General features: G+C 62.5%; 24 protein-coding genes. 16 read left to right on the top strand and 8 right to left on the bottom strand.

Translation table 11 applies throughout. From position 1 onward, the window contains the following. Positions 1 to 74: 74 nt before the first annotated feature. Together FHR23_RS04110 and FHR23_RS04105 are read left to right on the top strand one after the other, a co-directional pair. Positions 75 to 653 (top strand): PadR family transcriptional regulator, encoded by a 579-nt coding sequence (locus tag FHR23_RS04110; RefSeq protein WP_246359675.1) that lies wholly within the window; start codon positions 75 to 77, stop codon positions 651 to 653. A 91-nt stretch (positions 654 to 744) separates the two neighbouring features. Further along, on the top strand, positions 745 to 1,065 hold the full coding sequence (locus FHR23_RS04105) for a DUF2218 domain-containing protein (protein ID WP_184001626.1): 321 nt from the start codon (positions 745 to 747) through the stop codon (positions 1,063 to 1,065). Between the two features lie 32 nt (positions 1,066 to 1,097). On the opposite strand, the gene FHR23_RS04100 is transcribed toward FHR23_RS04105, so the two are convergent. After that, positions 1,098 to 2,252, bottom strand: coding sequence for a glycosyltransferase family 4 protein (locus FHR23_RS04100; RefSeq protein WP_184001625.1), 1,155 nt, complete (start codon positions 2,250 to 2,252; stop codon positions 1,098 to 1,100). A gap of 91 nt (positions 2,253 to 2,343) precedes the next feature. Between FHR23_RS04100 and FHR23_RS04095 the strand changes: the two genes are divergently transcribed. The 7 genes from FHR23_RS04095 (at position 2,344) to FHR23_RS04065 (ending at position 8,025) form a co-directional block, all read left to right on the top strand. Beyond that, positions 2,344 to 2,562, top strand: coding sequence for a hypervirulence associated TUDOR domain-containing protein (locus FHR23_RS04095; RefSeq protein WP_184001624.1), 219 nt, complete (start codon positions 2,344 to 2,346; stop codon positions 2,560 to 2,562). Between the two features lie 62 nt (positions 2,563 to 2,624). Then, on the top strand, positions 2,625 to 3,998 hold the full coding sequence (radA, locus tag FHR23_RS04090) for a DNA repair protein RadA (RefSeq protein ID WP_184001623.1): 1,374 nt from the start codon (positions 2,625 to 2,627) through the stop codon (positions 3,996 to 3,998). A gap of 14 nt (positions 3,999 to 4,012) precedes the next feature. Then, positions 4,013 to 4,579 carry a CvpA family protein gene (locus tag FHR23_RS04085; RefSeq protein WP_184002167.1) on the top strand — a complete coding sequence of 189 codons (567 nt, stop codon included), beginning with the start codon at positions 4,013 to 4,015 and terminating at the stop codon, positions 4,577 to 4,579. A 47-nt stretch (positions 4,580 to 4,626) separates the two neighbouring features. Then, positions 4,627 to 5,064 carry an iron-sulfur cluster assembly scaffold protein gene (locus tag FHR23_RS04080; RefSeq protein WP_184001622.1) on the top strand — a complete coding sequence of 146 codons (438 nt, stop codon included), beginning with the start codon at positions 4,627 to 4,629 and terminating at the stop codon, positions 5,062 to 5,064. Further along, complete coding sequence (locus tag FHR23_RS04075) at positions 5,064 to 6,842, top strand: cation:proton antiporter domain-containing protein (RefSeq protein ID WP_184001621.1); 1,779 nt, start codon at positions 5,064 to 5,066, stop codon at positions 6,840 to 6,842. Before FHR23_RS04080 ends, FHR23_RS04075 begins: the two co-directional genes overlap by 1 nt. Before the next feature lie 32 nt (positions 6,843 to 6,874). Continuing rightward, on the top strand, positions 6,875 to 7,210 hold the full coding sequence (locus tag FHR23_RS04070) for a DUF423 domain-containing protein (RefSeq protein ID WP_184001620.1): 336 nt from the start codon (positions 6,875 to 6,877) through the stop codon (positions 7,208 to 7,210). 29 nt (positions 7,211 to 7,239) lie between these two features. Continuing rightward, positions 7,240 to 8,025, top strand: coding sequence for an enoyl-CoA hydratase-related protein (locus tag FHR23_RS04065; protein ID WP_184001619.1), 786 nt, complete (start codon positions 7,240 to 7,242; stop codon positions 8,023 to 8,025). Between the two features lie 82 nt (positions 8,026 to 8,107). Here the strand turns inward: FHR23_RS04065 and FHR23_RS04060 are convergent, their stop codons facing one another. Beyond that, entirely contained in the window at positions 8,108 to 8,299 is a 192-nt protein-coding gene (locus tag FHR23_RS04060; protein ID WP_184001618.1) for a hypothetical protein, read from the bottom strand. A 29-nt stretch (positions 8,300 to 8,328) separates the two neighbouring features. Next, a complete protein-coding gene (gene aceA / locus FHR23_RS04055; RefSeq protein WP_184001617.1) occupies positions 8,329 to 9,612 on the bottom strand; it encodes an isocitrate lyase in 1,284 nt (427 codons plus the stop codon). Positions 9,613 to 9,814: 202 nt separating this feature from the next. Here aceA and FHR23_RS04050 point away from each other — a divergent pair, with 202 nt between their 5' ends. Then, entirely contained in the window at positions 9,815 to 11,218 is a 1,404-nt protein-coding gene (locus tag FHR23_RS04050) for a helix-turn-helix domain-containing protein (protein ID WP_184001616.1), read from the top strand. A 73-nt stretch (positions 11,219 to 11,291) separates the two neighbouring features. Here the strand turns inward: FHR23_RS04050 and FHR23_RS04045 are convergent, their stop codons facing one another. The 4 genes from FHR23_RS04045 to FHR23_RS04030 form a co-directional block, all read right to left on the bottom strand. Next, positions 11,292 to 13,721, bottom strand: a complete 2,430-nt coding sequence (locus tag FHR23_RS04045) for a TonB-dependent receptor plug domain-containing protein (protein ID WP_184001615.1) — start codon at positions 13,719 to 13,721, stop codon at positions 11,292 to 11,294. A gap of 348 nt (positions 13,722 to 14,069) precedes the next feature. Next, the gene (locus tag FHR23_RS04040; RefSeq protein ID WP_184001614.1) at positions 14,070 to 15,035 is read right to left on the bottom strand and encodes an aldo/keto reductase; all 966 of its coding nucleotides are present in this window, start codon (positions 15,033 to 15,035) and stop codon (positions 14,070 to 14,072) included. Next, the gene (locus tag FHR23_RS04035; RefSeq protein WP_184001613.1) at positions 15,032 to 15,235 is read right to left on the bottom strand and encodes a hypothetical protein; all 204 of its coding nucleotides are present in this window, start codon (positions 15,233 to 15,235) and stop codon (positions 15,032 to 15,034) included. Before FHR23_RS04035 ends, FHR23_RS04040 begins: the two co-directional genes overlap by 4 nt. Before the next feature lie 79 nt (positions 15,236 to 15,314). Further along, the gene (locus tag FHR23_RS04030; protein ID WP_184001612.1) at positions 15,315 to 15,566 is read right to left on the bottom strand and encodes a hypothetical protein; all 252 of its coding nucleotides are present in this window, start codon (positions 15,564 to 15,566) and stop codon (positions 15,315 to 15,317) included. A 123-nt stretch (positions 15,567 to 15,689) separates the two neighbouring features. Here FHR23_RS04030 and FHR23_RS04025 point away from each other — a divergent pair, with 123 nt between their 5' ends. From FHR23_RS04025 to FHR23_RS04005, 5 genes are all read left to right on the top strand, one after another. Then, positions 15,690 to 16,649, top strand: coding sequence for an ArsR/SmtB family transcription factor (locus tag FHR23_RS04025; protein ID WP_184001611.1), 960 nt, complete (start codon positions 15,690 to 15,692; stop codon positions 16,647 to 16,649). After that, positions 16,646 to 17,587 (top strand): methylenetetrahydrofolate reductase, encoded by a 942-nt coding sequence (gene metF, locus FHR23_RS04020; protein ID WP_184001610.1) that lies wholly within the window; start codon positions 16,646 to 16,648, stop codon positions 17,585 to 17,587. The genes FHR23_RS04025 and metF overlap by 4 nt, the downstream gene beginning before the upstream one ends. A gap of 109 nt (positions 17,588 to 17,696) precedes the next feature. Then, positions 17,697 to 18,743 carry a homocysteine S-methyltransferase family protein gene (locus FHR23_RS04015; RefSeq protein WP_184001609.1) on the top strand — a complete coding sequence of 349 codons (1,047 nt, stop codon included), beginning with the start codon at positions 17,697 to 17,699 and terminating at the stop codon, positions 18,741 to 18,743. 104 nt (positions 18,744 to 18,847) lie between these two features. Continuing rightward, the gene (gene metH / locus FHR23_RS04010; RefSeq protein ID WP_184001608.1) at positions 18,848 to 21,535 is read left to right on the top strand and encodes a methionine synthase; all 2,688 of its coding nucleotides are present in this window, start codon (positions 18,848 to 18,850) and stop codon (positions 21,533 to 21,535) included. Between the two features lie 88 nt (positions 21,536 to 21,623). Further along, the gene (locus tag FHR23_RS04005; RefSeq protein WP_184001607.1) at positions 21,624 to 22,034 is read left to right on the top strand and encodes a hypothetical protein; all 411 of its coding nucleotides are present in this window, start codon (positions 21,624 to 21,626) and stop codon (positions 22,032 to 22,034) included. An 8-nt stretch (positions 22,035 to 22,042) separates the two neighbouring features. On the opposite strand, the gene FHR23_RS04000 is transcribed toward FHR23_RS04005, so the two are convergent. Then, a complete protein-coding gene (locus FHR23_RS04000; RefSeq protein ID WP_184001606.1) occupies positions 22,043 to 22,429 on the bottom strand; it encodes an energy transducer TonB in 387 nt (128 codons plus the stop codon). 248 nt (positions 22,430 to 22,677) lie between these two features. Here FHR23_RS04000 and FHR23_RS03995 point away from each other — a divergent pair, with 248 nt between their 5' ends. Next, positions 22,678 to 23,073 (top strand): cupin domain-containing protein, encoded by a 396-nt coding sequence (locus FHR23_RS03995; protein ID WP_184001605.1) that lies wholly within the window; start codon positions 22,678 to 22,680, stop codon positions 23,071 to 23,073. The last annotated feature ends 28 nt before the right edge of the window (positions 23,074 to 23,101 follow it).

The following is a 23,101-nucleotide window of genomic DNA, read 5'->3' as shown; positions in this document are numbered from 1 at the left end:
CAGCCGGGGACTTGCATAAAAGCACCGACTGCACTATTTCACGTTCGACTCAAGATATATCGGAGATAGATATTATGCGTTTTGGAAAAGGATATGGAGCCTGGACCGATGGGATGGGTATGGGCGGTCACGGGCGTGGTCGCGGCCATGGTTTCGGCGGGCACGGACATGGCCGGCATCATGGCGGCCGCCGTCGCCGGATGTTCGACGGTGACGAGTTACGGCTGTTGCTGCTTGCGCTGATCGCGGAAACACCGCGCCACGGCTATGACCTGATTCGGGAAATCGAAAGCCGCACCGGCGGGCAATATGCGCCCAGCCCCGGCGTGGTCTATCCGACCGTCACCATGCTGACCGAGATGGACCTGATCGCCGAACAGGACAGCGAGGGCGCCAAGAAGACTTTTGGCGTCACCGATGCCGGACGCGCGCATCTGGAAGAGCATGAGGCCGATCTGAAGATGTTGTTCGCGCGGCTCGACCAGCTCGGTTCGATGGGCGCGCGCACCAGCGACGGGCCGGTGCGCCGTGCGATGGGCAATCTGCGCACCGTATTGCAACAAAGGATGAGCGCGGAGGACGTCAAGCCAGAGATGCTGCACGATGTCGCCGACATTCTCGACGATGCCGCGCGGCGGATCGAACGGCTTTGACCGCTTGGCGCCCATGACGAGACTGGAGCTTTTGCGTCGGCGGCTGGGCATCCCCATGTCCCCGCCTGACGCCTGTATTGGAGATGACACTATGACCGCAACTGCCATCGCCGACGTGCCGACCGGCCATGCCAGCCGCTATCTGCAGCAGCTTTGTAAACACTGGCAGCACAGCCTGAACGTCGAGTTCACGCCCGAACACGGCACCATCACCTTCCCGCGCGATGCGCGTGGCGCGAACTGGGACGATGACGGCAAGGCGACGCTGGACGCGAAGGACAAGGCGCTGACCGTCCGCCTTGATGCCAGCAATGCCGACCATCTGGAGGGGCTGAAGGGCGTGCTCGAACGCCATCTCGACCGCTTCGCCTTTCGCGAAGCGCCGCTTAGTTATGACTGGCAGGCGGGTTGATCGGCAGGAAGGGGAAGGGGGCGTCCCTTCCCCTATCTTTTTGCACGCGCGTTCAGCACGTCGAGATAGCCCTGTAGCACCACCTCGTTCACTCGGTCCCAGACATAGGGTTCCGCCGCCTGGTGTCCGGCCTCGCCCATGCGGTCGCGCAGACCCCGTTCCTCGCACAGACGCTGGATCGCATCGGCATAGGCGCCGATGTCGCGCGGAGGGACCAGAAAGCCGGTCACGCCATCCTCCAATATGTCGCGGGCGCCGGTCGCATCGGCGGCGACCACCGGAACCCCTGCGGCAATCGCCTCCAGCGTCACATTGCCGAAGGTTTCGGTCACCGACGGGTTGAACAGCAAATCCATGCTCGCCACTGCGCGACCGAGATCGTCGCCGGCCTGAAACCCCGCAAACACCGCTTCGGGGGCAAGGGCGGCGAAATCGTCGCGTGCCGGTCCCTTGCCGATCACCAGTACCCGGTGCCTGACACCACGCCGTTTCAGTTCCCCGACTACCTCGCCGAAAAACCGCAACCCCTTTTCCAGCACCAGACGGCCGAGAAAACCCACCGCAATCTCGTCATCGCGGATACCCATCGAGCGCCGCCATTCCAGGCTGCGGCGTGCGGGCGTGAAGCGATCATGGTTGCAGCCGCGCGACCAGATGCTGGTCGGCGTCGTCACGCCCCAGTCATGGATGACATCGGCCATCGACTGACCCGGTACGAACACGCGCTCGACACGATTGTAGAATCGCGTCAGCAGCTTCACCAGCATCGGTTCCATGAACCCGATGCCGTAATAGCGCGGATAGGTTTCGAAGCGTGTGTGCAGAGAGGCCACCGGCGCGACATCATGCCGCAACGCCCAGCTGATCGCGCGATGGCCCAGCGTTTCGGGTGAGGAGACATGGACGATATTGGGCGCAAATTCTTTCAGGTCGCGGCGCACCGACGCGGGCAACCCGCGTGCCAGCTTATATTCGCCGCGCCCGCCCGGCAGCGCCAGCCCCGGTACGCTGACCAGATCGCCGGTCGGTTCGAACGCGGGCCTGTCGGTCGTCGGGGAATAGATGCGCACCTGAACCCCGCGGTCGAGCAGATGGCCGACGAGCAGGTTCAGCGCCTGATTCGCGCCATCGCGTGTATAGTTATAGTTGCCGCTGAACAGCGCAACGCGAAGATCCTGTGCGTCCATGCCGCAGCGCCATAGCGCCGACGCAGGCTTTGGCCAATGGAACAGTGTTACGACCTTGAGAATTTACAGGACGATTGGTGAAAGGGCGATCATGTCGAACAGCTATCGCAAGGGCCAGACGGTGACATGGAAATGGGGGCAGGCAACCGCCTGCGGAACCGTAAAGGAGCGGTTCGAACGCCGGGTCCAGCGCACGCTGAAAGGCAGCAGGATCGTCAGGAACGGCAGCAAGGACAATCCCGCCTATCTGATCGAACAGGACGACGGCGACACGGTGTTGAAAGAGGGTTCGGAACTGTCCGCCGGGTAGGCAGCGCGGCTTTTCCACGGTTCGATATTCCCTTTTCGTTCCGCGCGCGCTACCCGTTGCACATGGCCAAACCCCAGAAACGCTATGTCTGTCAGCAATGCGGCTCCGTCTCTTCCAAATGGGCGGGGCAATGCGGCGATTGCGGCGAATGGAACACGCTGGTCGAGGATGGCGGCGCGGTCGTCACTCCGTTTCAGGCGAAGCATAACCTGCAATCGGGCGGACGTGCGATCACGCTGAGCGGGCTGGACACCGATATTCCGCTGCCCGACCGGATGGCGACTGGTATCGCCGAACTCGACCGCGCGCTGGGCGGGGGCTTCGTCACCGGGTCGGCGACGCTGATCGGCGGCGATCCCGGTATCGGCAAATCGACGCTGTTGTTGCAGGCGGCGGCGAAGCTGGCGCAGGCCGGGCGCAGCGTCGCCTATGTGTCGGGGGAGGAGGCCAGCGATCAGGTGCGCCTGCGCGCGCGGCGGCTGGGGCTGGGCAATGCGCCGGTGCAGCTCGCCGCCGCGACATCGGTACGCGATATTCTCACTACGCTGGGGGCAGGCGCGCCGCCCGCGCTGCTGGTGATCGATTCGATCCAGACCATGCATTCCGACCTGATCGAAGGCGCGCCGGGCACGGTCAGTCAGGTACGCGCCAGTGCGCAGGAACTGATCCGCTTTGCCAAGGAACGCGGCACCTCACTGGTGCTGGTCGGGCATGTCACCAAGGACGGGACGATTGCGGGGCCGCGCGTACTCGAACATATGGTCGATACGGTGCTGGCGTTCGAGGGCGAGCGCAGTCACCAGTATCGTATCCTGCGCGCGGTGAAGAACCGCTTTGGCGGCACCGATGAGATCGGCGTGTTCGCGATGGCGGGCGAGGGGTTGAAGGAAGTCGCCAACCCGTCCAGCCTGTTCCTTACCAGCCGCGATGAAAGCGTCAGCGGCACCGTGGTTTTCCCTGCGCTGGAGGGGACGCGGCCCGTACTGGTGGAGGTGCAGGCGCTGACCGTGCGGCTGGCGTCGGGCGCAACGCCGCGCCGGGCGGTGGTCGGCTGGGATTCGGGGCGGCTGGCGATGATTCTGGCGGTGCTGGAGGCACGCTGCGGCCTCAGCTTCTCGACCTCGGAAGTCTATCTCAACATTGCGGGCGGCTATCGCGTGCAGGACCCCGCGGCCGATCTCGCGGTCGCCGCAGCACTCGTGTCGGCCTTGTCCGAACGGCCGGTGCCTACCGATGCGGTGGCGTTCGGTGAGGTGGCGTTGTCGGGGGAAATCCGTCCCGTCGCGCACGGTAATTTGCGGCTGCGCGAGGCGGGCAAGCTGGGCTTCGGTCGCGCTCTGGTGCCGTCCGCGCTGGCACAGGAAAAGGGTGCGGTGCAGCTTTCGGGCTTTGCCGGACTGCCGGGATTCGTTGACCATATGCTCGCACGCGGATAGCGCACGCAGCCATGCTGGGTCTGACCTCTCTCGATATTGTCGTGCTGCTGCTGGTCGGCGGTGCGGCGATTCTGGGCTTTATGCGCGGCTTCGTGACCGAAGTCCTGTCGCTGATCGCGTGGATTTTCATCGTATTTGCGCTCAAGCTGTTCCACACGCCGCTGACCGGGGCGTTGCTGCCCTGGGTCGGCACGCCTTCGGGGGCGGCGGTGCTGTCCTTTGCGATTATCGCGGGGCTGACCTATTTCGGTGGGCGGCTGGTTGCCAACGGCATCGGGTCGCGGGTGCGCACCTCGATCCTCGGGCCGGTCGACCGTGCGCTGGGATTCGGGTTCGGCGCGCTCAAGGGGCTGATCCTCGCCAGTCTGGCCTTTCTGCTGCTGTTGCTGGTGTTCGATACGATCGGCGGCGGTCCGCGCTCTCGCCCGGACTGGATCACCCGTTCGCGCAGCTATCCGATGTTGAATGCGACCAGCGCCAGTATCGCGGATTTCGTCGACCGGCGTCGGCGTGGCGAGCCGCTTTTCCCGAACCATGACGGCAACAAGTCCGCGATTACGCTCAATCTCTCGCGAAAATGAGCGCATGGCCCCTCGCAACTTGGCGTCGGGGGGCCTAAGTAGCGAAAGTGAACGCGCCACTTTACAATACCGAAATCCTGCGGCTTGCCGCGAATATTCCGCATCAGCAACGGCTGGAAGCGCCGATGGCGAGTGTCGAGAAACGCTCCCCCATTTGCGGCAGTCGGGTTACGGTGGACGTGAACCTCGGGCCGGATGGAACGGTAAGCGAGATAGGGATGCTGGTGCGCGCCTGTGCGCTGGGGCAGGCATCCTCTTCGCTGTTCGCCGCCAACGCACTTGGGCGTACACCGGAGGAACTGGCGGCGGCGCGCGATGCGCTGACCGACTGGCTGGCGGGCGGCGACGGGCCGCCGGACTGGCCGGGGCTGGCAATTTTCACGCCTGCCTTGCCGCACACCGCGCGCCACCCCTCGATCCGGCTTGCCTTTGAGGCCGCTGCCGAGGCGGCACAGGACGCGCGCACCCGCGCCATCGCCGACTGATGGAAAGCGGCGGCGTATCGCTGGTGCGCGAAGCGGCACCCCTGCTCGGCTTCGCACTGTTTTTCGTATTGTTCTTCCGCCGTTTCGGTCTGGGTGCCGTACTCGGCTATCTGGTTGCGGGCGTCCTGGTCGGACCGGAGGCGCTCAATCTCGTCGGTGGTGCCGAATCGAAAATGGGCATTGCCGAACTGGGCATCACCCTGCTGCTGTTCCTCGTTGGGCTGGAACTGAGTCCGACGCGATTATGGCGGATGAAGCGCGATATTTTCGGGCTGGGCCTGTTACAGGTCGCGCTGTGCGGAATCGCGTTGACGGTGGTGATCTGGGCAACGGGATTCAGCCTTGGCGCGGCGATTGCGCTGGGGTTGCCGCTGGGTCTGTCCTCGACAGCGCAGGTGTTGCCGATGCTGCAATCGGCGGGGCGATTGCGCACGCCCTTTGGCGAGCGTGCTTTTTCGATCCTGCTGTTTCAGGATCTGTCGATCGTTCCGTTGATTACCATCGTCGCGATCCTGTCGCGCAATCCTGCCGATTCGGCGGGCCCCCCGGGGTGGCTGCTCGCGCTCTACACCGTTCTGGCCGTCGGCGGTCTGGTGCTGGCCGGTCGTTTCCTGTTGCGACCGCTCTTCGCGCTGATCGGTAAATGGGGCGAGCGGGAGATGTTCGTTTTCGCCGGATTGTTCACCGTCATCGCTGCGGCGGCGATTATGGATGCGCTGGGCCTGTCCACCGCACTCGGAGCGTTTATCGCAGGCGTGATGCTGGCCGACAGCCCGTATCGGCATGAACTGGAAGCCGATGTCGAGCCGTTCCGTTCGATCCTGCTCGGCCTGTTCTTCCTGTCGATCGGCATGATGCTCAACATCCATGCGATTATCGACCGGCCGCTGTTCGTGCTGGGCATGGCAGCGGCGCTGATCGTCACTAAGGCCATTGTGATTACGCTGATCGGCCTGGTCTTCCGCATGAAATGGCAACAGGCGCTGGCTCTGGGTCTGCTGCTCAGTCAGGGCGGTGAGTTCGGCTTCGTCCTGTTCGCGCAGGCGCAGCATGCCTATCTGATCGATCCGGTCGCAAGCAGTATTTTCGGCGCGGTCGTTACCCTGTCGATGGCGACCACGCCGTTTCTGATGAAGCTGACGCGGCGAATTCGCAGCGAGAAAAAGCCGCAGGTCGATGGCCTGCAACCGCCCAAGGAAGACGGCGCCAACGCGGTCGTCGTCGGCTATGGCCGCTTCGGTCAGACGGTTGCCCAGATGCTAATGGTGCAGGGTATTTCGGTGACGCTGATCGATACCGATCCTGAAATGATCGAAACTGCCAGAACCTTCGGCATGACGGTTTACTATGGCAATGGCAGGCGGCTGGATATGTTGCGACAGGCGGGGTCGGGCGATGCGCAGCTCATCCTGTTCTGTCAGGATGGCGACGATATGGACCGCGAATTTCTGGAAAGCGTCAACCACAGCTTTCCCGATGCTGCGATTTTCGTCCGCGCCTATGACCGCCGCTCCATGATGCGTATGAACGACGCCCCGGTCGAGGGCATGTTCCGCGAAGTTTATGAGTCCGCGATTTCGATGGCGCGTGCCGCGATGCAATGTGTCGGCGTGGATGAGGGCGAAATCAACCAGACCGAGCAGGACTATCGCGAATTCGACACCAACCGGTTGAAGGCGCAAAAATCGTCAGGCGATATCTATGCCGGGCGCGACAGCGTGCCCGAGGGGCTTAGCCATTTGCGCAGTGCACGCGATGCGCAGGGGGATTGCGGGTAGACGGACGTGGCGCGGCGCGAGAGGAGGATGCGATGAACTGGATCATGATGCTGGCGGCGCTGTCCGGCGCGCTGGCGGTGGCGGCGGGCGCGTTCGGCGCGCATGGTGCCGGCGGCGAAGCGCAGGAATGGCTGAAGACCGGCGGTCATTATCAACTGATCCACGCCATTGCCGCACTGGTCGCGCTGCGTTTCGACGCAAAAGGGCCTGCGATCCTGTTCCTTGTCGGCGGCATGATCTTTGCCGGGACGCTGTACCTGATGGCGCTCGGCCTGCCGCGCTGGCTGGGTGCGATCACGCCGATCGGCGGAACCGCGCTGATCGCAGGCTGGTTGTGGCTGGCATGGATCGGAATGCGCGCGGGCTGACCGCGCATTCGGAAACCGGGAGAGTATCTATGGCCGATTATCAGACCATTCTGTTCGACCTGAGCGAAGATGTCGCCACCATTACCCTGAACCGTCCGGAGCGTCTCAACGCGATTACCGCCGATATGCTGGCGGAAATTCGTGACGCGCTCGACGAAGCGACGGCGGGAGGAGCGCGGGCGTTGCTGCTGAACGGAGACGATCGCGCTTTCTGTTCGGGGGCGGACCTGCAAGCGGCGGCAGCTTCGGGCGGCGGAAGCGATCTGGGCGAGTCGCTGACCCGCGATTATAATCCGACGATTGCGAAGCTGGCGGCGCTCGACATGCCGGTGGTAAGCGCGGTCAGCGGTCTGGCGGCGGGGGCAGGGGCCTCTCTGGCGCTTCATGCCGATTTCACCATCGCGGCGAAGTCGGCTTATTTCCTGCTAGCCTTCGTTAATATCGGACTGGTGCCCGATGCGGGCGCTACCTGGCTTTTCGCGCAGGCAATGGGCCGCACCCGTACACTGGAGGCCGCGATGCTGGGTGAGCGCATCTATGCCGACCGGGCGGAGGAATATGGCCTGATCTATCGGGTGGTTGCCGACAATCATGTCGAAAAGGAAGCGCGCGCGCTGGCAGTGCGCCTCGCGGCCGGGCCGACACTGGCCTATGGCATGATCCGCAAATCGGTCGCGGCGGCACTGACTTCTTCGCTGGAAGAGGTGCTGGCGATCGAGGCAGCGGACCAGCGCCGCGCGGGTCAGAGCGCCGATTGTCGTGAAGGCGTCGCGGCGTTCATTGAAAAGCGTGACGCGGTCTTTACCGGCAAATAGTGGTTTCCCACGGACAGAAAGAAATACCCGCCGAAAGCGTTGCTTCCGGCGGGTACCTTTTCCTCCCCAGGAAAACAGATAATCAGCTATAGGCGCCCAGACGGTGGTACAGCGCCTTGATCCGCGCAAGTTCGTGTTCGTCCTCAATCTGCTTCGCATAAGCGCCAAGCGCGGTGCGCAGCAAGTGAAAATCGGCAGTAGACAAAAGGGCGCGGGCGCGGCCGGGCTGTCCTTGCGGACGGAGCGGGGTTTCGGTTTCGGTTGCGAGTTGCATGGTCAATCTCCTTGGTCAGGGCGCTGCGCTCAGGCAGCTTCCTTCTTGAACTGTGCGGTTTCGGTGGATTCAGCGAGCGCAGTGGTCGAACTGGCACCCCCGGCCAGCGTGGTCGCGACCCTGTCGAAATAGCCGGTTCCCACTTCGCGCTGGTGCCGCGTGGCGGTGTAGCCGTTCTGCTCGGCAGCGAATTCGGCCTGTTGCAATTCCGAATAGGCGGCCATGCCACGATCCCTGTAGCCGCGTGCCAGCTCGAACATGCCGTAATTGAGCTGGTGGAACCCGGCGAGCGTCACGAACTGGAACTTGTACCCCATCGCCCCGATTTCGCGCTGGAATCTGGCGATGTCGTCCTTGTCCAGATTGGCTTCCCAGTTGAAACTGGGCGAGCAGTTATAGGCCAGCATCTTGTTCGGGAATTCCTTCCTGATCGCTTCGGCAAAACGGCGCGCATCGTTCAGGTTCGGCTTCGACGTTTCCCACCACAGCAGGTCGGCATGTTCGGCAAAGGACAGACCGCGTTTGATGCAATGGTCGACGCCGGTGCCTTCCTTCAGGCGGAAAAAGCCTTCGGGCGTACGCTCGCCGGTCAGGAATTCGTGATCGCGTTCGTCTACGTCGCTGGTGATCAGCTTTGCCGATTCCGCATCGGTGCGTGCGCAGATGATCGTCGGCACACCGCTGACATCGGCGGCCAGTCGCGCGGCATCGAGATTGCGGATATGCGCCTGGGTGGGGATCAGCACCTTACCGCCCAGATGGCCGCACTTCTTTTCCGCCGCCAGCTGATCCTCATAATGCACGCCCGCGGCACCCGCGGCGATATACGACTTCATGATTTCATAGCAGTTGAGCGGGCCGCCGAACCCGGCTTCGGCATCGGCGACGATGGGTGCGAACCAGTCGCGCGTGGCGCCGCCTTCCGAATGTTCGATCTGGTCGGCGCGTTGCAGCGTCGCGTTGATCCTGCGCGCCAGTTCCGGCCCGGCATTGGCGGGGTACAGCGACTGGTCGGGATACATCTGTCCCGCCGTATTGGCGTCGGCCGCGACCTGCCAGCCGGACAGATAGATCGCCTTCAGCCCGGCGCGCACCATCTGCATCGCCTGGTTGCCGGAAAGCGCACCCAGCGCGTTGATATAGTCTTCCGACTGCAACAACTCCCACAGCTTGTTCGCGCCCTTGCGCGCCAGCGTGTGTTCGACCGCAACCGATCCGCGCAGCTTTGCCACATCCTCGGCGCTATAGGGGCGCTTGATACCGTCGAACCTGCCTTGCGGGGCGGGGATCAATTCCTCAAAGGTCGTAGCCATTGTGATTTCCTTTACAAACCGTGGTGACCTGTGGCGGCCTCACGCTTTGAAATGTCGAATATTTGCGGGATATAAAAGAAATTCGTTCTGAATTTACGGTCGTGCCGTGCGGATCGAGTCAAGAATATATGTAAAGTAGTAAAATATTTACAATCTTTGTAAGAGCTGGCAGCATAGAGCTTCCAGAGCGAGGGCGGAGCATATGGCCGATTCAAAACTGTTCGCCGGGCATGCCGTGCGACGTCTGCGTCGGGCGTCGGGGCTAACTCAGGCGGCGATGGCGGAATTGCTCGATATCAGCGCCAGCTATCTCAACCTGATCGAGCGTAATCAGCGTCCGCTGTCCGCCACCTTGTTGCTGCGGTTGTCGGAACGGTTCGATTTCGATCCGCGTCAGCTTTCGGCGAGCGAACCCGGCGGGGGTGCCGATGCCCTTCGTCGTCGGCTGGCCGATCCGATATTTGCCGATCTGGAGATCGACCGGGCAGAGATGGAGGAATGGCTGGCGGGCGCACCGGGGGCGGCGGAAGCGTTCGCCCGCGCCTATGACCGGATCGGACAGGGGGTGGCTCCCGTGGCCGCGGGGACGCATGATCCGGTGGCGCCGGTGCGGCGGGAAATCGAACGCTGGCGCAATCATTTCGCCGATCTCGACCGGATGGCGGAGGAAATTGCCGACGAATTGCGGATGGGGGCGGGAGACCTGTATGGCGCAATCGCCGAACGGCTGCGCGTGCGGCACCAGCTTGCCATCCGTATCCTGCCGTTCGATGTGCTGCCGGGAACGCTGCGACGGCTCGACCTGCACGCGCGCCAGTTGCAGCTTTCGGAACTGCTCGATCCGGCATCGCGGACCTTCGCCGCAGCGTTCCAGCTTGCCCAGATCGAGGCGCGCGACGCGATCGAGGCGCTGGTGCGTGCGGGCGGGTTTGAGGAGCGCCCGTCCGAGCGGCTCTATCGCCGCCACCTGACCAGCTATTTCGCCGCCGCGCTGATGATGCCCTATGCGCGATTTCTGCGTGCGTGCGAATCGACGGGCTATGATGTCGAACTGCTGCAACGCCGCTTCGGCGCAGGGTTTGAACAGATTGCGCACCGGCTGACCACACTGCAACGGGTCGGAGCAAGGGGCCTGCCTTTCTTCATGATCCGTATCGACCGCGCCGGGCAGGTTTCCAAACGCTATGCGGGCGCCAGTGGTGCGGCGCTGGTCGAGGCACCGGGGCGTTGCCCGCTATGGGCGCTGCATCACGCATTCGACCGGCCCGGTACGCTGATCCGCCAGATGGTTGAACTCGATGCCGGGTCGGGCGCGCCGGGACAGCGCTGGTTCACGCTGGCGCGCACGGTACAGCCGCCGGGTAGGCGGCAGGGCGATATTCGTGCGGAATTTGCGGTCGGGCTGGGGGTGGAGGCATCGCTGGCCGCGCCGCTGACCGCTGCGCGCGGCATCGATCTGAAGGGGGAAGCGACCCAGGTGGGCCTGGGGTGCCGTGCCTGTCTGCGCGAGGATTGCCCGCAACGTTCCGCACCCCCGGCCGCGCGCGCGCTTCTCATCAACGACCGCGAACGCGGCCTGTCGCCTTTTGCGTTCGTCAGCGATTGATCGGAAACCGCTTCTAGGTTCTGATCCTGGGTTGAAGGAGGCAGGGCCGTGATGACCCTGCCCCTTTCCATCGTTACCAGTTGACGCCCGCCTTCACATACAGCCGACGGCCGTTGAAGCCGAACGGGGAGTAGAAGGGGAAGGCAACCACACCTGCCGCATATCCGGCTGGCGCCGCATCGGGATAGACGTCAAACAGGTTGTCGACGCCCAGACCGAAGTGAAACTGTTTCGCCACATCGAAACGTGCTTCGATATCGGTGATGAACTTGTCGCCGGTATGCAGGTCGGATGCCGCCGTGCTGCCCGGTTCGTTGACATCTCCGTAATATGTGCCGCGCAGGGTAAGGCCAACCGGCCCGGACGACCAGTCGACGGTACCCGTCACCTTGGTTTCCGGGGTCCCGTCCTCCATCGACACGATCCGCTGGCGGCTTACCAGTGTCGGTGCCGGATTAAGCGTCGAAGTCGTCTCGGGAACGCTCAGGACTTTCAGGTCATTGTAATTTCCGGCCAGCGTGAAATTAAACGTGCCGACCGCCATCGTGTCGAGCTTGTAATTGGCAACGACATCGACACCGCGTGTGCGGGTTTTCACGCCGTTGAGGAAGAAACGGGCGGATGCCACGCCATAGGGCGCGAGCAGATCGCTGACAGCCGCGCTGAAACCGGAACTGATATTTTCCGAAAGCGCCAGGCCGTCACGAAGATCGATCCAATAGCCGTCGACGGTGATGTTGAAGCCACCACGCCGGAAGACGAAACCAGCCGAATAGTTGGTCGACTTTTCAGGCTCCAGCGCCTTGCCGCCGAGCGCCTGTGCCACCGGACTGATCGACGGGAAGGTGCCGGTCAGGATGACGTTGCCGCTGTCGATGATCGAGGCGATCGAGGTGAAATATTGCTGTTGCAGGGATGGCGCGCGGAAGCCTGTCTGAACACCGCCGCGCAGCGCAAAGCTGGGGGTGATGTCCCAGCGCGCGGACAGTTTGCCGTTGGCCGTCGTGCCGAAATCGGAATAATGTTCCAGTCGTCCGGCCAGCCCGACGCTCAGCGTCGAGAACTTGCCTTCAAGATCCAGATAGCCGCTGACATTGTCGCGATGGGCATTGACCTCGTTGTCGGGGCTGAACCCGCCGAACCCTTGCGCACCCGCCGACAGCGAACTGTCCGGATCGGTAAAGCCGTCTGAATAGGGGCCGTGATTATAGGACTCCGGTTCGCCAGCGAAGATCGCATAGCTTTCGCGGCGATATTCCGCGCCGAATGCAACCGTCAGGTCGCTGAGTGCGCCAAGCGTATAATCGTGCGAGAAGTCCAGATTGGTGACGAACTGGTCATAGGACATGGCGCCGTCATAAAAGCTGGTCTTTGAATTCGCTCCATAGGTGGAATTGAGCGTGTTGATCGTCGCATAGTCGATCGTGTTCTTGCCATAGGATGCGGTCAGGCTGGTATCCCATGCTCCGATCGCGCCTTTCAGGCCGCCCGTAACCGAGAAGTCGCGCGACTTGGTCTGGATAAGCGGCAGGAAGCCGTCGGGATAAATGGCGGGAACGTTGTTCGTGTTGCTGGGGTTGCGGGGGAATGCTGCCGATTGCGTGCGGCGATACTGATAGCCGCCCCAGCCAACGATTTTCCAGCCGGTCGTTCCGATCGGCAGGCCCAGATTGGCATAGCCGGTATATTGGTGCACGTCCGGGTCGCCGAAACGCGAACGTACGATATAAGGCTTGTCGCGCGGATCGATGTCGCCGCGACTGGTCGGATTGCGGCGCATATATTCGCCGGTCACATCCAGATAGCCGTCATTGGGCAGTGCGATATTCTGCCACAATGATGCGGTGGTGGTGCCGCCGTCATTGACATGGCGTGGGTCCACCGGTGCGGGAACATGTGTGTCATAGCCGCCGAAGGTGACGCTGGCGCCGCCACCGGTGCGTGCCTGCCTCAGGCGCAGGTTGACCACGCCGGCGATGGCATCCGACCCGTAGAGTGCGGATGCGCCGTCGCGTAGCACTTCGATGCTTTCCAGTGCCGCGGTCGGAACCGTGTTGAGGTCGACCGCCGCCGCGCCGCGTCCCACCGACCCGTTGATGTTGAGCAAAGCGGAGGGATGGGCGCGAATGCCGTTGATCAGGACCAGCGTCTGGTCAGGCGACATGCCGCGCAGCGTCGCGGGCCGGATCGCGTCGGTGGCATCGGTTACAGCCGGACGCGGAAAGTCGATCGACGGGGCCACATTGGCCAGCGCCGCGGCGGTTTCGGTCGTGCCCTGATTTTGGAGGGCGGATGCCGACAGCACATCTACCGGAGATATGCTGTCGAGCCGGGTACGGCCCTGCGCGCGCGTTCCGGTAACGATGATGTCGGTTCCGGCAGCGTCCTTGGCATTCTGGTCGCTTGTGGTGGCAGCGGTGGTTGAACTGGTCTGTGCTGCGGCGGGAACTGCCGCGACGACGGCGAGGGCAACGCTGCTGAGCAGCAACGGCTGAAGGCGCATAAATCTGGAACTCCCTGACTGGTATCTGGCTCTCAGTCCGGCGCCCCCCGTCGCTCAACGGCGCGGCGCATCCCCATGCGGCGCCGTCGGAACTCAAAACCGAACAACCGCCTCAACAAATAGTGCACTGCAACATGAGGCAAGAGAGGATAAGCAGGGTGATGCAAAAAACGTCACAGATATGACATATTTGCAACAATGCTTCTTATCGTAGTTTCATTTGAAACTTTATTCCAAAAATAGGCATTTCAGACGATATTGGAAGGCAATAGCCTCCCACCGGCGCTGTTCTCATCGACACACGCCGTACCTCCGAAAGGCGGGAACGGTTTTCTGACCTGCCGGGCGTCAGTCGGTCAGGGCGGGTTGTCCCGCTGCATCCAGCATCGCCAGTTGCGGTTCGGTCAGATGTACGTCCCAGCTTGCGATCAGTTCGTCGAGCTGTTCGACACTGGTGGCGCTGGCGATCGGGGCGGTAACGCCCGGTTGTGCGGCCAGCCATGCCAGCGCGATCTGGGCGAGGCTTGCGCCGGTTTCGTCGGCTACCTTGTCCATGGCTGCAAGCACATCCTGTCCCTTGCCATCCAGCAGCTCGCTCATGCGTCCGCCGCGCACGCTTTTGCCGAGATCCTCCTTGCTGCGATATTTGCCGGTCAGGAAGCCTGATGCGAGGCCGTAATAGGGTGCGACGCCGATATTGTGCTCGATGCACAGATCCTGCAATTCACCCTCGAATTTGGAGCGGCTGACCAGATTATATTCGGGTTGCAGCACGTGATAGTGCGGCAGATCGTTGGCGGTGGCACAGTCGAGCGCAGATTTCAGCCGCATGGCATGGAAATTGGATGCGCCGAGGACGCGTATCTTGCCCGCCTCGATCAGTTTCCCGAAGGCTTCCAGAACCGCTTCCTGCGGGACGTTTTCGTCGTCGCGATGGGCGTAGTAGAGATCAATGCGGTCGGTTCCCAGCCGCTTCAGTGACGCCTCGCACGCCGCGGCGATCCGCGCCGGTTGCAAACCCTCTCCGCCTTCGCCGGGCAGCATCCCGACCTTGGTCGCGATGAGCACCCGATCTCGCTTGCCGGACGTTTTGAGCCATTTACCGATCATGGTTTCGGACTCGCCGCCCGAATGCCCGTCAACCCAGGCCGAATAAACATCGGCGGTGTCGATCATCGTTCCGCCGCGTTCGACGAAGCGGTCGAGCAGCGCGAAGCCGGTTGTTTCATCGGCGGTCCATCCGAACACGTTACCGCCCAGAATCATCGGCGGAGTCTTCAGGTCGGTTGCGCCGAGCGTGCGAATATCAGTCATGAATTGGTCTCCGGTTCGATGCCGACCGCATTGGCCGACACGCTGTTGGCATCAAGCATCGCGGCCGCGTCGTTCAATGTTCTGGCCTGATCGGCGCTGACTCCGCCGGGGGCGGAATCGCTGCCGTCGCCGGAGCCGCCACAGGCGGACAGGGTCATCGGCAGGGCGATCAGGGCAACGACCAGCAGAGATTTGCGCATTACGGGCTTCTCCCAAACGACACGGGGCCGCGTTCATTCCTTCGAACGCGGCCCCGCCCAATTCGATCCTGTGAACCGGTTATTCCGGGTCGGAATCCGTATCGGTGGCGTTGTCCATCGCGTCGGCGGTGTTATCCATCATGTTCTGTGCTGCGCCGAACGCCTGATTGCTGGCTGCGTCAAGGTCGTCCACTGCGTTGCTCATGGTGGAGTTGGCATCGCCGACAACGGTATTGCCGGCGGCCGCACTTTCATCCTTGGCGGATTTGGAACAGGCGGTCAGCGCCAGCGCGCCCACCAGCATGACCGGCAATATCAATCCCTTGCGCATTCACTTTCCCTTTCTTGTGTCAAACACGGCTGCGACGCTAGTCAGCGCATGGTCAAAGTGCAACCGAATGAACGATTCTTCCAGCATTGACCGCATATAAAGAAATCTTTATATCCCGCTTTCATGGCCGATCCACTCGACATTTTCCGCGCCCTGGCGGATGCGACGCGACTGCGCATCCTTGCCCTGTTGCGGCGTATGGAACTGTCGGTGGGCGAACTCGCACAGGTGCTGGGACAAAGCCAGCCGCGCGTATCCCGGCATGTAAAAATTCTGGTCGATGCGGGTCTCGCCGATCGCCGCAAGGAAGGAAGCTGGGTCTTCGTAACGCCGGGGGAGCAGGCGGTCGTGGCACCGATCCTTGCCGCGCTCGATCAATGGGGCACGGACAGCCCCAATCATTGGGAAGTGGCGGATACCGCGCGACTGGCGGCGGTACGTGCGGACCGGACGGCGGCAGCCACTGCGTGGTTCGAGGCGCATGCCGGGGAATGGGACGCGATCCGCTCGCTCCATATCGCCGAAAGCGAGGTTGAGGCCGCGATGGCAGAGGCGCTGGGCGATGCGTCGATCGGACGGCTGCTCGATATCGGAACGGGAACGGGGCGGATGCTCGAACTGTTCGCGCCGCGCGCGGACAGTGCGATCGGCATCGACCGCTCGCCCGAAATGCTGCGGCTGGCGCGCGCCAAGCTGTCGGCGGACGGGCTGAACAATACCGAGTTGCGACAGGCGGACCTCTATGCGCTGCCGCTGGATGCGCAAGAGGCGGACGCGGCGATCCTGCACCATGTGCTGCATTTCGCGCAGCAGCCCGAGGATGCGATTGCCGAGGCGGCACGTGTGCTCAGCCCCGGCGGACGGTTGCTGATCGCCGATTTCGCGCCGCATGAGCGGGAGGAACTGCGCACGCGCGACGCTCATGCGCGGCTGGGCTTTTCGGATGAACAGATTCTCGGCTGGTTCCGCAATACGGGGCTGGTGCCGGTACAGGTGGAAACGCTGGAAGGGGGCGAATTGACGGTGAAGATCTGGCTGGGACGCAAGGCGGACCCGGCGCGTTTGGAGGTGCAGGCGGCATGACGCTTTCGGTCGATCAGTTGGAAGAGGCGCGTCGCGCGCTCGATGCACCGTTATTTGCCGATCTGGCAGGCGATGCCGAGGTGAGTTTCGAATTCTTCCCGCCCAAGACGGAGAAGATGGCGCAAACACTGTGGCAGTCGATCCAGACGCTGGCGCCGCTGGGGCCGCGCTTCGTGTCCGTCACTTATGGCGCGGGCGGGTCGACGCGCGAACGGACGCACGCGACGGTGGCGCGTATTCAGCGAGAAACACCGCTCAATGCCGCTGCGCACCTGACCTGCGTCGAGGCGTCGAAGGACGAGATCAATCAGGTTGCGGAGGAATATTGGGCTGCGGGCGTTCGGCATATCGTTGCCCTGCGCGGCGATCCGCCAAGCGAAGGCGCGAAGTTTCAGGCGCGTCCGGACGGTTATCAGAATGCCGCCGATCTGGTCGCGGGGCTGAAGCGGCTGCACCCGTTCGAAATCTCGGTCGCGGCCTATCCTGAATGCCATCCCGATTCGGCCGATCAGGCGGCTGACCTCGATAATCTCAAGCGCAAGCTGGACGCAGGCGCGAACCGTGCGATCACGCAGTTCTTCTTTTCGCCGGAAGCATTTTTCAACTTTCGCGATGCAGCCGCAGCGGCAGGGATCGATGCGGAAATCGTACCGGGCATCCTGCCCGTTTCGAATGTCGCGCAGACGCGCAAATTCGCCGGAATGTGCGGTGCGCAGATTCCGGCATGGATGGATCGGCTGTTCGACGGCCTCGACGACCATCCCGATGCGCGAAAGCTGATCGCGGCGACGGTGGCGGCGGAAATGGTGCGGAAACTCTATGCGGGCGGCGTGCGGCATTTCCATTTCTACACGCTCAATCGCGCGGAACTGAGCTTTGCGATCTGCCACCTGCTAGGCCTGCGCGCCAACGGCGCAAAGGTGGAAGCAGCGGCGTAGGTCAAATACGCCCCCATCCCCGTTGGTTTCGAGCGAAGTCGAGAAACGGGGCCATGAATTACGATCAACGTGTCTCGATTTTGCTCGACACAAACGGAAGTTTTTGACGATGACCCCACGCGAACAATTTCTGGCGCAGGCGAAAAGCCGTGTCCTCATCACCGACGGGGCGTTCGGCACCGAGATCCAGAATTACAAGCTGTCCGAAGCCGATTATGCGGGCGATCTGGGGCTGGAGAAGGATCAGAAGGGCAATAACGACATCCTCGCGCTGACGAAGCCGGAGGTGCCCGAGGCGATTCACCGCGCCTATTTCGAGGCGGGCGCGGATATTGCCGAAACCAACACCTTTTCCGCCAACCGCATCAGCCAGGCCGATTATGCCGCCGAAGGACTGGTGCGCGAGATCAACGTCGCCAGTGCGGCACTCGCGCGCAAGGTGGCGGACGAATTCACCGCGAAGGACGGTCGCCCGCGCTTCGTCGCAGGGGCGATCGGGCCGACCAACAAGACGCTGTCGCTGAGCCCGGACGTCAACGATCCCGGCTTTCGCGAGATCGATTTCGATTATCTGAAGGATGTGTATCGCGAACAGGTTGATGCGCTGGTCGAGGGCGGAGCGGATTTCATCCTGATCGAAACCGTATTCGACACGCTGAATGCCAAGGCGGGCATCATGGCCGCGATCGAGGCGGGCGAGGTGCTGGGCCGCGACCTGCCGATCATGCTGTCGATGACGCTGACCGACCTGTCGGGGCGCAACCTGTCGGGCCATACGGTCGAGGCGTTCTGGCACGCGGTACGCCACGCGAAGCCGCTGACCATCGGGCTGAACTGCTCGTTCGGCGCGGAGCAGCTGCGCCCGCATGTCGCGACGTTGAGCAAGATCGCCGACACGCTGATCATGGTCTATCCCAATGCCGGATTGCCCAACGAACTGGGCGAATATGACGAAGCGCCCGCGACGACGGCCGGGCTGGTCAGGGGCTGGGCCGATCATGGTCAGGTCAATGTCCTGGGCGGCTGCTGCGGATCGACGCCCGCGCATATCGCCGCGATTGCGAAAGCAGTCGAAGGCGTGGCGCCGCGCGAACTGCCGAGCGTGGAGGTGCGTACGCGCCTTGCCGGGCTGGAGCCGATGATCATGGCGGCCTGATCTTGAAACGTCACCCCAGCGAAAGCCGGGGTCGCGAGCATCTTCATCCGTGCCCTTGCGGCACGCGATCCCGGCTTTCGCCGGGATGACGACATAGGATAATAATGACCAGCAATTCCTCTTCCTTCGTCAATATCGGTGAACGCACCAACGTCACCGGCTCTGCACGCTTCAAGAAGCTGATCATGAACGGCGACTATGAAGCCGCGGTCGAGGTCGCGCGCAGCCAGGTCGAAAACGGCGCGCAGGTGATCGACGTCAATATGGACGAAGGGCTGCTCGACGCGGTCCATGCGATGACGACCTTCCTGAAGCTGATCGCCGCCGAACCCGATATCGCGCGCGTGCCGGTGATGATCGACAGCTCGAAATGGGACGTGATCGAGGCCGGGCTGAAATGCGTGTCGGGCAAGCCCATCGTCAATTCGATCAGCATGAAGGAGGGTGAGGCGCCGTTCCTCGCACACGCCCGCAAGTGCATGAATTACGGCGCGGCGGTTGTCGTCATGGCGTTCGACGAGACCGGGCAGGCGGATACCGAGGACCGCAAGGTCGCCATCTGCGAGCGGGCTTACAAGCTGCTGACCGGCATCGGCTTCCCGCCCGAGGACATCATCTTCGATCCCAATGTGTTCGCGGTCGCGACGGGGATCGAGGAGCATAATAATTACGGCGTCGACTTCATCGAGGCGGTGAAGCGCATTCGCAAATCCTGCCCGCACGTCCATTTTTCGGGCGGGCTGTCGAACCTGTCGTTCAGCTTTCGCGGCAATGAGCCGGTGCGCCGCGCGATGCATTCGGTGTTCCTCTATCACGCGATCCCCGCCGGTCTCGACATGGCGATCGTCAATGCGGGGCAACTCGATATCTATGACGATATCGACCCCGAACTGCGCACCGCCTGCGAGGACGTTATCCTCAACCGCGATTCCGAAGCCGGCGAGCGGCTGGTGGCGCTCGCCGAACGCTATCGCGGCACCGATCCGGTGGCCGAGAAGCAGGCCGCCGAATGGCGCGGCTGGGAAGTCCGCAAACGCCTCGAACATGCGCTGGTCAAGGGCATCGACGCGCATATCGTCGACGATACCGAGGAAGCACGGCAGGCGATCTTCGAAGCGGGCGGACGTCCGATCGAGGTGATCGAGGGGCCGTTGATGGACGGGATGAACGTCGTCGGCGACCTGTTCGGATCGGGCAAGATGTTCCTGCCGCAGGTCGTCAAATCGGCGCGCGTCATGAAGAAAGCAGTCGCGCACCTGCTCCCCTATATCGAGGCGGAGAAGGAACCCGGCGCGAAGGGCAAGGGCAAGGTCGTGATGGCGACCGTCAAGGGCGATGTCCACGATATCGGCAAGAACATCGTCGGCGTCGTCCTGCAATGTAACGGCTTCGACGTGGTCGATCTGGGCGTGATGGTGCCGTGGACCGACATATTGAAGGCCGCGAACGAGAATGATGCCGACATGATCGGCCTGTCGGGGCTGATCACGCCGAGCCTCGACGAAATGGTGACGGTCGCCGAGGAAATGCAGACGGCGGAAATGACGATGCCGCTGCTGATCGGCGGTGCCACCACCTCGAAGGTTCACACTGCGCTCAAGATCGCGCCCGCGTATAAAGGTCCGGTGGTTCATGTTCTCGATGCCAGCCGTGCGGTCGGCGTGGCGACGACGCTGGTCAGCACCACCGGTCGCGATGCCTATGTCCAGAAGGTTGCCAATGACTATGAGGCGGTGCGGATCGCGCGCGCCAATAAGGGGCAGAGCGCGCTCGTCCCGATCGTGGAAGCCCGCGCCAACGGCTTCACCATCGACCCGGCGCTGAAGGCGCCTGCGCCCAGGCAACCCGGTCTGCATGTGTTCAGCGACTGGGATCTGGCCGATCTGCGCGACTATATCGACTGGACGCCGTTCTTCCGCTCATGGGAGCTTGCGGGCACCTATCCGGCGATCCTGACCGATACCGTGGTGGGCGAAAGCGCCTCCAGCCTGTTTGCCGATGCACAGGCAATGCTCGACCGGATCATTGCGGAAAAATGGCTGACCGCGAAGGGAGTCGCTGCCATCTGGCCGTGCCACCGCGACGGCGACGATGTCGTCATTCACCATCACCATGTGCAGGACCGGGTGAGCAAGGACGGTGGCAGCTATGACGGCCATGCCGATATTCCCGATCTCGACCGCACCAATGAAGGCAGCGTCCGCATGCCCTTCCTGCGTCAGCAGATTAAGAAGCGCGAGGGGCGGCATAATATGTGCCTTGCCGATTTTATCACCGAGGATGCGGACTGGATCGGTGGTTTCGCGGTAACGGCAGGGCACGGCATCGACGAACATTCGAAGCGGTTCAGGGCGAACCATGACGATTATTCGGACATCCTGCTGAAAGCGCTGGCCGACCGTCTGGCCGAAGCCTTTGCCGAACGCATGCACCTCCACGTCCGCAAGGAGCTTTGGGGCTATGCCGAGGGGGAACAGCTCACCAACGAGGCGCTGATCAAGGAGGAATATCGCGGCGTCCGGCCCGCACCCGGCTATCCGGCGTGCCCCGATCACAGCGAAAAGCCGATGCTGTTCGACATGCTGAACGCCACCGAACATACCGGTATCACGCTCACCGAAAGCTTTGCGATGTTGCCGACGGCAGCGGTCAGCGGCTTTTATTTCGGCCATCCGCAGGCAAGCTATTTCGGCGTCGCGCGGATCGGCCCGGATCAGGTTGAGGACTATGCGAAACGGCGTGGTGTTTCTATAGAACAGGCTGAGCGCTGGTTGCGACCCAATCTGGACTAAATCGACTATGCGAATTCGACATGCGTTTTTGTTGTTGTTCTGTGCAACGGCCCTGTCCGCGTGCCAGCAGGCACATGAACTGGGCAGCATGACGCAGGTTTCCGGCCGGCCCGATCTGAAATGCCTTGTCCATGTGCTGCACGACCGGTCGCAACAGCCCATCGAGCGCAGCAAATGGCGCCTGCACAAGCGCGCGGCCAATGAGTTCGGCGTAGCGCCCGACACGCTGGCGGAGCAGTTCAGATACTGGCTTCCCGATGACGGGCCGCAGTTCGAACTGACGGTGGTCCCACGCACCGACGGTACCACCGCGGTGATGACCGATATCGGCTGGGCGGGGCCGGACCATTCGCCCGACCGGGTGGCAAGCTATGTCGCCGAACAACAGGCGGTCGAACAGCAGCTTGCAACGCAATGCGGCGTGCATTTCGATCATGCCACGCAAAAGCGCGCCGGTGACGATGTGAAAGCCTATTTCGCGAAGCGCAACGCGTCGTAGGATGCGCCTTAATTTGGCGTGATACAAATATCTGTCGGTCCCAGCGGCGGGCATTTGCCGAGCGACCAGTCGAATACCTGATTCATATGCTGCGCAACACGGTGATGGTGCGCATCGCGGGCGGGATGATAGCGAAAGCGCTTCGTCATCAGCGTGCAGCTCTGCGTATCCAGTGCTGCCGAGCCGCTTGACTGGACGACCGTGCAATTAGCGGGCTTGCCCCCTTTTCGGTTACGCTGTAGCTGACCGTCACGCTGCCCTGTTCGCCCTTTTTGATCGCCGCCCTGGGATAGTCGCTTGAGTGCAGCGATGCGGAGGCCAGTTGCGCGGGCGTTGCGGGTGGTGTTTCCGGCACCGACGCTGAACCGCCCCGGCTTTCCCGGAGGTATTTTCATTTGAGTCATGCGACCATATCGAGGGTCTCAACGGCCGCATAGTAGTTGGCTTCGGCTTCGGCGGGTACGGACGGGGCGAAACAAGGCACCAGATGCCCTCTATCGAAAACCCTTAGCAGCAGCCGACTGAGTTTCTGCGCTGGCATTGGCCTTTGGCTTTATGGGTTCACGACCTAATGCCGCAAGGGCAAGGTCATCGGATCAAACCGGATATTGCCCAAAACACGGGCGGGTGTATCCTGTGCTACATGCCGAATTTGAGCGAGCATTTCATCCATCTTGGGCCGGGCGCTTCGGCCACTGCCGAACCGCCTTTTACCGGTATGGAATGGTATCGGGCCTATGGCGCACGCCATGCCGCCGACGGAGCGGAGGGGCGGCTGGTGTCGCAATATCGCTTCTCCGAAAGCTGGGACAGTTGGGAAGTGCACCCCAATGGCGCGGAGGTGGTGATCTGTATCGAAGGCACGATGACGCTGATTCAGGAATTTGCGGACGGGCGGATGGAACAGGGGACGCTCCATCCCGACGACTATGCGATCAATCCGCCGGGCGTGTGGCACACCGCCGATGTTGCAGATAGCGCGACCGCCATTTTCATCACGCCGGGGCTGGGCACCGAACATCGACCGCGCGCGGACTGACCGAAGCGGGCCGATAGAGCCGATGCGT

The organism is Stakelama sediminis (genome assembly GCF_014199335.1).
GTDB classification, from domain to species: Bacteria; Pseudomonadota; Alphaproteobacteria; order Sphingomonadales; family Sphingomonadaceae; genus Sphingomonas; species Sphingomonas sediminis.
This window is presented reverse-complemented; position numbering and strand designations above follow the sequence as displayed.

Coding starts and splice junctions, on each gene's coding strand:
- FHR23_RS04005 (WP_184001607.1), top strand. CDS start 21,624: ATGACGCAGGTTTCCGGCCGGCCCGATCTGAAATGCCTTGTCCATGTG.
- radA (WP_184001623.1), top strand. CDS start 2,625: ATGGCCAAACCCCAGAAACGCTATGTCTGTCAGCAATGCGGCTCCGTC.
- FHR23_RS04040 (WP_184001614.1), bottom strand. CDS start 15,035: ATGACTGATATTCGCACGCTCGGCGCAACCGACCTGAAGACTCCGCCG.
- FHR23_RS04110 (WP_246359675.1), top strand. CDS start 75: ATGCGTTTTGGAAAAGGATATGGAGCCTGGACCGATGGGATGGGTATG.
- FHR23_RS04070 (WP_184001620.1), top strand. CDS start 6,875: ATGAACTGGATCATGATGCTGGCGGCGCTGTCCGGCGCGCTGGCGGTG.
- aceA (WP_184001617.1), bottom strand. CDS start 9,612: ATGGCTACGACCTTTGAGGAATTGATCCCCGCCCCGCAAGGCAGGTTC.
- FHR23_RS04060 (WP_184001618.1), bottom strand. CDS start 8,299: ATGCAACTCGCAACCGAAACCGAAACCCCGCTCCGTCCGCAAGGACAG.
- FHR23_RS04105 (WP_184001626.1), top strand. CDS start 745: ATGACCGCAACTGCCATCGCCGACGTGCCGACCGGCCATGCCAGCCGC.
- FHR23_RS04100 (WP_184001625.1), bottom strand. CDS start 2,252: ATGGACGCACAGGATCTTCGCGTTGCGCTGTTCAGCGGCAACTATAAC.
- FHR23_RS04075 (WP_184001621.1), top strand. CDS start 5,064: ATGGAAAGCGGCGGCGTATCGCTGGTGCGCGAAGCGGCACCCCTGCTC.
- FHR23_RS04095 (WP_184001624.1), top strand. CDS start 2,344: ATGTCGAACAGCTATCGCAAGGGCCAGACGGTGACATGGAAATGGGGG.
- metF (WP_184001610.1), top strand. CDS start 16,646: ATGACGCTTTCGGTCGATCAGTTGGAAGAGGCGCGTCGCGCGCTCGAT.
- FHR23_RS04015 (WP_184001609.1), top strand. CDS start 17,697: ATGACCCCACGCGAACAATTTCTGGCGCAGGCGAAAAGCCGTGTCCTC.
- FHR23_RS04035 (WP_184001613.1), bottom strand. CDS start 15,235: ATGCGCAAATCTCTGCTGGTCGTTGCCCTGATCGCCCTGCCGATGACC.
- metH (WP_184001608.1), top strand. CDS start 18,848: ATGACCAGCAATTCCTCTTCCTTCGTCAATATCGGTGAACGCACCAAC.
- FHR23_RS03995 (WP_184001605.1), top strand. CDS start 22,678: ATGCCGAATTTGAGCGAGCATTTCATCCATCTTGGGCCGGGCGCTTCG.
- FHR23_RS04030 (WP_184001612.1), bottom strand. CDS start 15,566: ATGCGCAAGGGATTGATATTGCCGGTCATGCTGGTGGGCGCGCTGGCG.
- FHR23_RS04065 (WP_184001619.1), top strand. CDS start 7,240: ATGGCCGATTATCAGACCATTCTGTTCGACCTGAGCGAAGATGTCGCC.
- FHR23_RS04025 (WP_184001611.1), top strand. CDS start 15,690: ATGGCCGATCCACTCGACATTTTCCGCGCCCTGGCGGATGCGACGCGA.
- FHR23_RS04050 (WP_184001616.1), top strand. CDS start 9,815: ATGGCCGATTCAAAACTGTTCGCCGGGCATGCCGTGCGACGTCTGCGT.
- FHR23_RS04045 (WP_184001615.1), bottom strand. CDS start 13,721: ATGCGCCTTCAGCCGTTGCTGCTCAGCAGCGTTGCCCTCGCCGTCGTC.
- FHR23_RS04000 (WP_184001606.1), bottom strand. CDS start 22,429: ATGAAAATACCTCCGGGAAAGCCGGGGCGGTTCAGCGTCGGTGCCGGA.